We start from the raw sequence: 7,444 nt of genomic DNA, 5'->3' as shown, positions 1-7,444 counted from the left end.
TGAGCGCGTGGTGTTCACCAAAGAGAATATCGATAAGTACGATTTTTGAGTTTCATTCCTTAACCGTGGAGTAAAAAATGGCTGATTTAGATGACATCAAAGATGGTAAGGATTTCCATACCGATACGCCGCAACGCAATACCCCATTCACATTAAAGGGGTGCGGCGCACTTGACTGGGGGATGCAGTCCCGACTGTCGCGCATTTTTAATCCTGAGACGGGAAGAACGGTCATGCTCGCGTTTGACCACGGCTATTTTCAGGGGCCGACGACGGGACTGGAACGTATCGATATCAATATCGCCCCCCTGTTCCCGCTCGCCGATGTGCTGATGTGCACACGCGGTATCCTGCGCAGTGTGGTACCGCCTGCCACCAACAAACCGGTAGTCCTGCGCGCCTCGGGCGCTAACTCGATTCTCACCGAGTTAAGCAATGAGGCGGTTGCGCTCTCCATCGATGACGCGGTTCGTCTCAACAGCTGCGCCGTGGCGGCACAGGTGTATATCGGCAGTGAGTATGAGCACCAGTCGATCAAAAATATCATTCAGTTGATTGATGCCGGTATCAAGGTCGGCATGCCGACGATGGCGGTAACTGGCGTGGGGAAAGACATGGTGCGCGATCAGCGCTACTTCTCGCTCGCCACGCGTATCGCCGCAGAGATGGGCGCGCAGATCATCAAAACCTACTACGTCGATAAAGGTTTTGAGCGCATCGCCGCAGGCTGCCCGGTTCCGATTGTTATCGCCGGTGGTAAAAAATTACCGGAACGTGAAGCGCTTGAGATGTGCTGGCAGGCCATCGACCAGGGCGCATCCGGTGTCGATATGGGGCGTAACATCTTCCAGTCCGAACACCCTGTCGCCATGATGAAGGCCGTCCACGCGGTGGTACATCGTAATGAAACCGCAGACCGCGCGTATGAACTCTTTCTGAGCGAGAAAAACTAAGAAGTCATGGGCCTGCCAGGCGGGCCCATGCGTTTCAAGGAGAACAGTATGCATGTCACTCTGGTGGAAATTAACGTCCACGACGATAAAGTCGATGAATTTATCGACGTCTTTCGCCTCAATCATCTGGGATCGGTGCGTGAAGAGGGGAATCTCCGCTTCGACGTGTTACAGGATCCGGAAGTGAAGAGCCGCTTTTATATTTATGAAGCCTATAAGGATGAAGCCGCCGTTGCATTCCATAAAACCACGCCCCACTACCTTGCCTGCGTGGAAAAACTGGAATCGCTGATGAGCTGCCCACGAAAAAAACGCGTCTTCAATGGATTGATGCCATAAGGATCTCAAAATGAACCGTCCCTTTTCCGGGTTGAATCGCGCAGAGTGCGTCTCGTTAATGAAGCGTTACCCGTTAAGCATCGGTATTCTTGCCGGCCAGTGGCTCAAACTCGGTGGGTACCTGCAAACGCTTCGCGCGCTTGAACAACCCGTTCTTCACCTGGATCTGATGGACGGGCATTTTTGCCCTCAGTTCACCGTCGGTCCCTGGGCTATCACGCAATTACCAGCGCAGATAATTAAGGATGTTCACCTGATGGTGGATAATCCCTGGCCCGTCGTGCAGGCAAGCGTAAAGGCGGGAGCACACTGCGTCACGTTGCAGGTAGAAAACTCGCCGCATCTGCACCATATGCTCCACTGGCTGGGGGAGCAAAATGCGGAAGTCTCCGGCGGCACAATGCCGGTATTGCGAGGGATTAGTTTGTGCCCGGCGACACCGCTGGAACACATTCTGCCGGTCATTGAAGACGTTGAAATCGTACAAATTCTGGCGGTCAATCCGGGCTACGGGAGCAAGCTCAGCAAGTCTGCCTTACTCAGGCGCATCGCTCAGGTTGTCGCATTACTCAATGCGTCCGGGAAGCGGGATTCCATTCTGCTGACCGTCGACGGTTCGCTAGCACTGGAAGAACTGCCGGAGATAATCGCCAGCGGCGTCGATCGCGTAGTATCCGGCAGCGCCCTCTTCAAAAACGATGCGTTGAATGAAAACATCACTCACTGGCTAACGACGATACATTCAGCAAAGGGGTGATGAGGGGGTCTGCTGGATGGGGCATTTTTGGGCAGTACCTTGATGAATTCGGTGAAGTTCGTAGACATGGATGAGGATGGTTATGATTGAAAGAGAAATCTTGCGTGGCGCGGATTTAAGGTACAAAAACTGCTTTTAAGGGCTTTATATTTAGATTTGGTGCGAAGGCCGGACCGCGATTCTCGACGTAACCCACTGAAGTAAATAAGATTATAAAATAAGAGAACCGCTATATATACTCACATGTATACTCATGCGCGATTCTCTGAAAACTCAGCTAACTTAAAATCACTCTTCATCTTCTTCCACTGGCTCAAGCGCGTCAAGTGCAACTCGTACCATCGCGATAGAACCAATACGGATAAAGGCATCTTCACCATCCTCGTCGGTCAGCATGTAACGGTCCGTTGTTTCAGGCTCGCCATCCAGCATTTCAAAGAACGCATTCAACTGACCGATATCATCCGCCTCTCCGTTTTGGGGCGCATCAGTCTCAACGCACAGTGGAATCTCACCCCCTCCGTTCACCAGGATGATATGGACATTAAAATAATCGTCTTCGCAGGCATCATCCTCTTCGTCAACGATTGGCCGCAGACCATCAGACAAAAACTGGTGAAATACAACTTCACGCATATTTAACGCATAACGATACTCGGAAGAATCAAAAACGAAGAAACGCTCTGTATTTGGGGCGGTTTTTTCCTGAAAATAATAATAAAACCTCCGCTTATCCGCCGCTGAAATGGGCAACAGCAAATAGTCCTGATGTCCCTGTAGCCAAAGTTTTACGGTCCAGAGACCTCCATCCATTTCAATACCGCTTGTGGCTATCGTCTCAAGATCTTCATCGGTTTTACGGCGCTTCTTGTGAAAATCGTTAATCAACTGATCGCTTTCCGGGAATACGATATTTAAAGGCTTATCTAGGGCATTGCATATTGCCTGTGCAAGGCCCAGCTTTGCTGCGACCTTTCCGGTTTCGATACGCTGAATTTGTTGCTGGCTGGTGCCGACCATAAACGCCAGCTCGCGCTGGGTGATAGCTAGCTGGGTACGGAGCTGTTTGATGTTGTTCTGTAACATGGCATCCATCCTTCAGAAGGAGTAGAAAGTGCCATTAAAACACAAAATTGAGTATAAACACGATTATGTGTTTATACTCACTAATCAACACCCTTGAACGAAAAGAAAATCTCTTCATCGTTCTTCTCTGGTATGCCAGAGATCGACTATATAAATGTCATTGTCACGAAGTTCGTAATGAACCTCATAGTCATCAAATAACACTTTTCGGACTTCCCGAGGTTCATACCGAGGCTGCTGTACGCCAATTGCCGGATGCGCAGCAAGGCCAGCGCAGCCAGTAATCAGGCGATCCAAAACGTCATCGGCGTGCTGGCGGCTGTACTGAAGGGCAAAACGGTAGATACGTTCCAGGTCATCCTGAGCTTTAAGCGTCCAGTAAATTTCCATTTATCAGGATTTCTTTAAGCGATTAGCAAAATCCACCATGTCCGAGTGGCTCACCACGCGACCAGCATCAACATCCGCAAGACCGGCCTGGATGCTCTGGTGACGCCGTTCTCTTTCGGCCAGCATACTGGTCAACGCTTCCTTAATAATCCAGCTTTTAGAACGATCTAACTCAATTGCCAGATTCTCAACAGCAGCGGCCAATTCAATAGGTATCTGTGCGCTGATGGTTTGTTTAGTAAGCGAACCCATAGGGATTACCTCGTTTAATAACATTTAATAACTCCTATTAATATTAGCATAGAGGTGCCTATAAAAACATCACATCTCATTTCGCAGGCAACATCCCCGGAAAGTGCTTCGCCACGATATCATTCATCTTCTCCACCAGATCCAAGCGTTTGAAAGTGATATGCCCACTGCCTTTCTGAAAGTAACGAATAGTGAACAACTCATCTTCGAAAATCTGCTGATGCGGATTATCGCGCACAAAATCCATAAACCGGATGGAGACATCATGCCGGTTATCGGGAATGGTTTTACCATCCAGCAGGTAGAGCATTCGCTCCAGATCGGCTAATTGGTCGCGCCGCCAGCCCCAGTTCAAACTGAAGCCCCATCTGTCATGCTTCACCAGATTGTTGACGATAATCTTCTTACCGAAGTAACAGGGATTATTGGTTTTGTAGTCCCAGCTTAACCCTTTAAATACATTGATAATCCCACGTTCGAAAACATCCTGTTTATTGTGATGGAGTTGTTCAAAGGTACTTAGGATGTTGGCTTCACTGATGGCCGGAAGATCGCCCTCTTCGAGGTTTTTAGCCCACTGGCTGCGGGCTTCGGCATCCATCAAGGTCAACATCCCGGACTTCAGCATGAGATCGCGCCAGATACTGCGATCGATATTGCGTGTAATCACCGGCATCGCTTTATCGACTGGTTGCATCAGCCAGCAGTCAAAGGAATGGCCCTGTCGCATCGCCCAATGCTCCGCCACATCACCACCGATGCTGGAGGTTAGCCGTGAGATATCATCAAGCTTATGGATCAGGATTTCTATCAGGCTCAGCGCAGCATCACGCCCTGTGACGATGCGTTCTATATTGGTTGAGCAAATTAGCTCATTATGATCGGTTAAAACTTCAGCTTCTGTTTGCATGATATTTTGTCCGTAAAAAGCAAACACGCCCGCCGGGAGTGGCAGGCGCATTATGCAATGAGTAAATAAGGAAGACAGATCGGGAATGTAATTCGGGATGGAGACTCGCAAGATTCAGCGTGTCGAATGATTATGGCTTCGTCGTAACAGACCAGTTGCCTGTCTCGCCCGCAAAATATCTACAGCCCGAAGATAAGGCGATTGTTCCTGCCAGCTAAACCCTCTGCGATCGATACGAAGCAGTTCGTACTTTTCCACCAGAAAGTTCACGGCATCGGCAAGTGTAACGCCTGCGTTGATATGCTCCTGAATAACACCTTCATCATTGAATGGAGTGTCGCTCAGAGTCAGGCCATAGTGCTGCGCAAGTAAACGGGTAAGTAACATCTGCCAGACGGCCACAGGCGACGGACATGGCTTCGCCACCCGCTGATTTGTTGCAGGAGAGGTGTTCATGATGTTGTTCTCGTAGAAGTGGAAGTTAAAATCGGTCAGCGTTGAGTGAGGTAAATGGTGACGTAAACGTAGCCACAGGAGCCGAGCGTATCGGCTTCACAGGTTAATCTCTTCGCATATAGCGTGACGCAGTGCTGGTGCCGGGGATTAAGTTCTCTGCTGGTGAGCATGAGTTCTATTTGCTTCACCAACAAGGGAAAAGCCTGGTTGAGATGGCGTAAATCAGCTTTGCTGAACTGACCTATTATGCTGGCCCGATCGGCGAGGTAATGCAGGCGGTTGCCTTCCTGCACCAGACGGGCTCCGAAATGTGGTGTGATGTCGCATTTCAGTCCCCATCGCAGCGTATCCACTACTTCGTTGGCTGTGCCTTCTGTCATGTTTGTGTTCCTTTTACTGACGGTTAATTGAGGCTGATGCAGCGCAGGATGATATGAGGTCCCTGACGGTCCTGTCGGCGCTCAGCAAAAACTGCCAGCACACCGCGAATATCCTGCACTTCCCGACCGTAGTAATGGCAGACGCTGCCGGACCAGCGATATTTGCCCGTACAGAAGCGAGACAACCGGGATTCAGGATGCTGGCGGTATATCGCCATTGCCTGACGTTTGCTTATGATTTTCATCCATACTCTCCTACAGCCAGCCTCTTTCCGCGAACGACAACGCATTACCATCACCGATGATGAAATGATCCAGCACCCGGATATCCACCAGAATCAGTGCATTCACTATCCGGGAAGTAATCGTTCGGTCTGCTTTACTGGCATCAGTTATTCCAGATGGATGGTTATGAGCGAGGATCACCGCTGCCGCGTTGTGGTGTAGTGCAGATTTCACAATTTCACGGGGATGGACTTCGGTGTGGTTAATCGTGCCAAGGAATAGCGTTTCATGTTCCAGCAGACGATGCTGGTTATCGAGATAGAGCACGACAAAAACCTCACGTTCCTGCCGTCCCAGATGCAGTTGCAGCCAGCTTTTCGTACAACTCGTGTCAAGGAATTGCTCGCCGGGCTGGCGCTGGTATTTCTCCAGCAGTCGCATAGCGCGACGGATAATACGTTGCTCATTCGCTGGAAAAGCCGGAGGTAATATCAGTTCAGACATGGAAAATCCTTAAAATAAAAAGCCCCATAGCAGCAAGCTACAGGGCTATAAACAGAGATGAGTATGTGATTCATGAGGCGAGTTGCAGCATGTTCTCTGCCATCACCCACAAGGCTCGATTAAGCTTCACATCGCCATCGATCCCCTTAATAGCGCGGGTATGTGTGCGTCCTCCTTTCGCATTGCGCCCGTTCAGACCACCTTTAATCAGGTTCTCCTGAATGCGCTGATAGATTGTCCAGAGGTCACCGGACTCATCCTGCCAGCGACGGGGAGCCAGTAGCTGAGATTCCGTCACCGGCTGATGCTCTTCGCCAAAACGATACGTCAGCGCCGCCTGTGCCAGCGCCTGTTGCGCCGGGGAAGGTAATATAAGTGACTGCATGGCGTCGCGTTTTTCTTCTACCCGGTCAAATATCCCCAGCACTTCGTAGGCTCCTTCGATGACTTTCTCTACTACGTTGCCTTTATGTTGCACACGAACCTCACCAAAACTCTCACCGCAAATCAGCCCATTTTGGCAAACCGCTCTGAATAACCCCGGCAGCATCTGGTATGAGCTGGAGCCATCATGGCTGTTAAGCAGAATGATTTCCGGTACCTGTGTGCCAGTGATTTGTCCTTCTCGGCGTAGGCGCAGCATGTGTTTGGTGTGCTCACGCTTGCTCTGGTCCCGCACTCGGGTCTGGCAGGCAAAGAACGGTTGAAAGCCTTCACGCTTCAGGTTATCGAGTAAAGTGATGGTTGGAATGTAGGTGTAGCGATCGCTACGGGATTCATGCTTTTCTTCACTGAAGACGCTGGGCACATATTGGGCCAATTCGTCGCGGGTTAACGGGCGGTCACGGCGTACAAGGTTGACCGCGCCAAAGCGGCTGGCTAAACGGGTCATAGGTGCTTCCTTTAAAAATGGGCATAAAAAAGGCCACCCCGAAGGATGGCCTGGATTGAAAGGCAGAATTATTTAGGTAAAACAGAAGGGGGTATCTGCGATGCAGTTTTTTCTGAATCTGGTAACAACGGCGATGCAGATAGTTCGGCAGGACTAAGCTTTCCTGCGCGGTAAAGTTGCAGTTTCACCAGAATCGGCGCTTTTTGCGACTGAAGGTAACTCAGGCACCATTCCCGCTTCAGGACTATCCTGACCGGGGCAGGCAAAAGCTCATATGCTTTGCTGAAAACAACTTCAACA

General features: G+C 50.2%; 12 protein-coding genes and 1 pseudogene. 3 read left to right on the top strand and 10 right to left on the bottom strand.

The window, feature by feature from the left end; all coding sequences use genetic code 11:
* The first annotated feature begins 77 nt into the window (after nucleotides 1–77).
* From lsrF to AB7E14_RS17390, 3 genes are read left to right on the top strand one after another with little or no spacing between them, the layout of a single operon-like run.
* Nucleotides 78–953, top strand: a complete 876-nt coding sequence (gene lsrF / locus AB7E14_RS17400) for a 3-hydroxy-5-phosphonooxypentane-2,4-dione thiolase (RefSeq protein WP_058587126.1) — start codon at nucleotides 78–80, stop codon at nucleotides 951–953.
* Nucleotides 954–1,001: 48 nt separating this feature from the next.
* Nucleotides 1,002–1,292: a (4S)-4-hydroxy-5-phosphonooxypentane-2,3-dione isomerase gene (lsrG, locus tag AB7E14_RS17395; protein WP_044264508.1), complete on the top strand. Its 291-nt coding sequence runs from the start codon at nucleotides 1,002–1,004 to the stop codon at nucleotides 1,290–1,292.
* A 10-nt stretch (nucleotides 1,293–1,302) separates the two neighbouring features.
* Entirely contained in the window at nucleotides 1,303–2,049 is a 747-nt protein-coding gene (locus AB7E14_RS17390) for an epimerase (protein ID WP_316962094.1), read from the top strand.
* 288 nt (nucleotides 2,050–2,337) lie between these two features.
* Here AB7E14_RS17390 and AB7E14_RS17385 read toward each other — a convergent pair whose 3' ends face one another.
* From AB7E14_RS17385 to AB7E14_RS17340, 10 genes and pseudogenes are all read right to left on the bottom strand, one after another.
* On the bottom strand, nucleotides 2,338–3,135 hold the full coding sequence (locus AB7E14_RS17385; protein WP_428169724.1) for a helix-turn-helix transcriptional regulator: 798 nt from the start codon (nucleotides 3,133–3,135) through the stop codon (nucleotides 2,338–2,340).
* 114 nt (nucleotides 3,136–3,249) lie between these two features.
* Entirely contained in the window at nucleotides 3,250–3,525 is a 276-nt protein-coding gene (locus AB7E14_RS17380) for a type II toxin-antitoxin system RelE/ParE family toxin (RefSeq protein WP_428169723.1), read from the bottom strand.
* Nucleotides 3,526–3,528: 3 nt separating this feature from the next.
* Entirely contained in the window at nucleotides 3,529–3,777 is a 249-nt protein-coding gene (locus AB7E14_RS17375; RefSeq protein WP_000535212.1) for a CopG family ribbon-helix-helix protein, read from the bottom strand.
* A gap of 76 nt (nucleotides 3,778–3,853) precedes the next feature.
* Nucleotides 3,854–4,687, bottom strand: a complete 834-nt coding sequence (locus AB7E14_RS17370) for a DUF4942 domain-containing protein (RefSeq protein WP_428169722.1) — start codon at nucleotides 4,685–4,687, stop codon at nucleotides 3,854–3,856.
* A gap of 114 nt (nucleotides 4,688–4,801) precedes the next feature.
* Nucleotides 4,802–5,143, bottom strand: coding sequence for a TA system toxin CbtA family protein (locus AB7E14_RS17365; protein WP_428169721.1), 342 nt, complete (start codon nucleotides 5,141–5,143; stop codon nucleotides 4,802–4,804).
* 35 nt (nucleotides 5,144–5,178) lie between these two features.
* Nucleotides 5,179–5,523 carry a type IV toxin-antitoxin system YeeU family antitoxin gene (locus AB7E14_RS17360; RefSeq protein ID WP_428169720.1) on the bottom strand — a complete coding sequence of 115 codons (345 nt, stop codon included), beginning with the start codon at nucleotides 5,521–5,523 and terminating at the stop codon, nucleotides 5,179–5,181.
* A gap of 23 nt (nucleotides 5,524–5,546) precedes the next feature.
* The gene (locus tag AB7E14_RS17355) at nucleotides 5,547–5,768 is read right to left on the bottom strand and encodes a DUF987 family protein (protein WP_428169719.1); all 222 of its coding nucleotides are present in this window, start codon (nucleotides 5,766–5,768) and stop codon (nucleotides 5,547–5,549) included.
* Between the two features lie 10 nt (nucleotides 5,769–5,778).
* Entirely contained in the window at nucleotides 5,779–6,252 is a 474-nt protein-coding gene (radC, locus tag AB7E14_RS17350; RefSeq protein ID WP_286569291.1) for a RadC family protein, read from the bottom strand.
* Nucleotides 6,253–6,322: 70 nt separating this feature from the next.
* Nucleotides 6,323–7,144, bottom strand: coding sequence for a DUF932 domain-containing protein (locus AB7E14_RS17345; RefSeq protein ID WP_428169718.1), 822 nt, complete (start codon nucleotides 7,142–7,144; stop codon nucleotides 6,323–6,325).
* Between the two features lie 68 nt (nucleotides 7,145–7,212).
* A pseudogene (locus tag AB7E14_RS17340) lies at nucleotides 7,213–7,444 on the bottom strand (hypothetical protein); the annotation flags it as partial.

Origin of the sequence: Citrobacter sp., from assembly GCF_050252275.1 — a bacterium.
Taxonomy (GTDB): Bacteria; Pseudomonadota; Gammaproteobacteria; order Enterobacterales; family Enterobacteriaceae; genus Citrobacter_A; species Citrobacter_A amalonaticus.
Note: the sequence above shows the minus strand (reverse complement) of the source record. Positions and strands in the feature narration are given on the sequence as shown.

Bases quoted from the DNA above. Each gene is read 5' to 3' on its own strand.
- radC (WP_286569291.1), bottom strand. From the start codon at position 6,252: ATGTCTGAACTGATATTACCTCCGGCTTTTCCAGCGAATGAGCAACGT.
- AB7E14_RS17380 (WP_428169723.1), bottom strand. From the start codon at position 3,525: ATGGAAATTTACTGGACGCTTAAAGCTCAGGATGACCTGGAACGTATC.
- AB7E14_RS17385 (WP_428169724.1), bottom strand. From the start codon at position 3,135: ATGTTACAGAACAACATCAAACAGCTCCGTACCCAGCTAGCTATCACC.
- AB7E14_RS17355 (WP_428169719.1), bottom strand. From the start codon at position 5,768: ATGAAAATCATAAGCAAACGTCAGGCAATGGCGATATACCGCCAGCAT.
- AB7E14_RS17390 (WP_316962094.1), top strand. From the start codon at position 1,303: ATGAACCGTCCCTTTTCCGGGTTGAATCGCGCAGAGTGCGTCTCGTTA.
- AB7E14_RS17370 (WP_428169722.1), bottom strand. From the start codon at position 4,687: ATGCAAACAGAAGCTGAAGTTTTAACCGATCATAATGAGCTAATTTGC.
- lsrF (WP_058587126.1), top strand. From the start codon at position 78: ATGGCTGATTTAGATGACATCAAAGATGGTAAGGATTTCCATACCGAT.
- AB7E14_RS17375 (WP_000535212.1), bottom strand. From the start codon at position 3,777: ATGGGTTCGCTTACTAAACAAACCATCAGCGCACAGATACCTATTGAA.
- AB7E14_RS17360 (WP_428169720.1), bottom strand. From the start codon at position 5,523: ATGACAGAAGGCACAGCCAACGAAGTAGTGGATACGCTGCGATGGGGA.
- lsrG (WP_044264508.1), top strand. From the start codon at position 1,002: ATGCATGTCACTCTGGTGGAAATTAACGTCCACGACGATAAAGTCGAT.
- AB7E14_RS17345 (WP_428169718.1), bottom strand. From the start codon at position 7,144: ATGACCCGTTTAGCCAGCCGCTTTGGCGCGGTCAACCTTGTACGCCGT.
- AB7E14_RS17365 (WP_428169721.1), bottom strand. From the start codon at position 5,143: ATGAACACCTCTCCTGCAACAAATCAGCGGGTGGCGAAGCCATGTCCG.